At 56.4% G+C, this 1,569-nt stretch carries 1 protein-coding gene; it reads left to right on the top strand.

Features of this window, described 5'->3' with window-relative positions:
• A partial coding sequence (locus AC1DVF_RS29200; protein ID WP_477783628.1) for an eCIS core domain-containing protein occupies positions 1 to 1,569 on the top strand: 1,569 nt, incomplete at both ends.

Genomic DNA, 1,569 nt, shown 5'->3' with positions numbered 1-1,569 from the left:
CGGCCAGGTTGCAAGCCCACGCCTATACCCAGGGCAACGCCATCCATCTCGCACCGGGGCAGGAAAAGCACCTTCCGCATGAAACCTGGCATGTGGTGCAGCAAACCCAGGGGCGCGTCAGGGCCACGCTGCAACTGAAAGGCACGCACATCAATGACGACACGTCACTTGAAAGCGAAGCCGACGTCATGGGAGCACGTGCACTGCATACACCGGCCGGGCGGGGCATACGTACAGCGGTAGCTACATCAGGCATCACGGGCTGCATTCAGCGGCAAGCCACTCTCGCCGACGACCTGACTCTGGAGGTCATCATCGCGTTCCTCACTCAGGTGATCGCCGAGAACGGTGAAGTATCCATTGCCGACCAGAAGCGGATTTTCGACTTCATGACCGGGATAAATCGTGCAATCAATCGCAGGTTACTGCCTGAGTTCAATGAACTTTACCGCCAGCCGCAATATGAAGAAGGCGGACTGATCTACGAAGACATCTACGAAAGCAAGAAGAAAGCAAGGGCGCCAGCCAAGAAAAAACGCAGAGCCAACGACGGTAAGGCAGTTGTCGTGGAAAACGAGTTCAGCGATGACGAGTCCGAATTGTCGGACAACGACCTGGACATCGAGGAGCTTTACAAGACACAGCCCGCCCTGTATCAGCCGGCGGTGGACCATTCCGACTTCAACCAGGTCCCCAATGTCATCAATCCAAGAAACACCAATATGCTGGCCTTTCAGGATCAATCGCTGATCCCTTCCTCCATCAATGGCAAACCCAATACCAAGGCGACCCGCAAAGGCAAGCGCAAGCTGTCAGGAAAACTCAAGCCCGGCTCCGACGACCTGCGGGCGAAGCAGGAGAGGATACTGTTCGGCAGTCACCTGAAACTGGCGAGCAAAGGCACGTTCCATCGAAATGTCGAGGCGCTCAAGCGTCGCAGCCGACAAGACAAACTGGGTTCCGCCCCAGTCAAGCGACTGGTGACTACAAGTCGCAGGGGCTTCACCATCGTTGATACCGAAGGCCATGCCGAGCAATCGTTGCTGCGTTCGGAGGCCTGGGACGGGATCAAGGCGCGGCTGGTCAAGCAGATCAAGGCATCCACATCATCCACCGACGTGCCCAAGGTGGAGGATCGCAGCAATGCGATCCTGCTGACATTTGTGCTTAACCGCTCATCCTGCCGTGGTTGTGGCGTGGCGCTTTCGTTGGCCTTGATCGAATTCTGGGAAGAGCTTGGCGTTGCCATGGGTGACAAGCTCACCTGGCAGGAGGTCAAGAATAAGTACGCCGGCCGCGTACGCTTCGTTATACGTTTCCCCACCATCTACGAATACGACAGCGAGAACAGAATTGGTTTCGCCAATCTCAAGGAAGTGCTGGCCGGCCTGCTCGATGCAGGGTGGGAAGTCGTGCCTGTTCGACCGAATATAAAAGGCGGCCTGGATAGTTACAAAAAGCTGGTCGAGATACTGAAAGAACTCAAGGCCTATCCCAGCGAGGCAGATTTCAAGTACTTCCTCGCTGGCGGCGCGACTAAGAGATCCGCCAGCGAGCCCAGCCAGAGTG

Source organism: Pseudomonas sp. P4_D7, from assembly GCF_056401755.1.
Note: the sequence above shows the minus strand (reverse complement) of the source record. Positions and strands in the feature narration are given on the sequence as shown.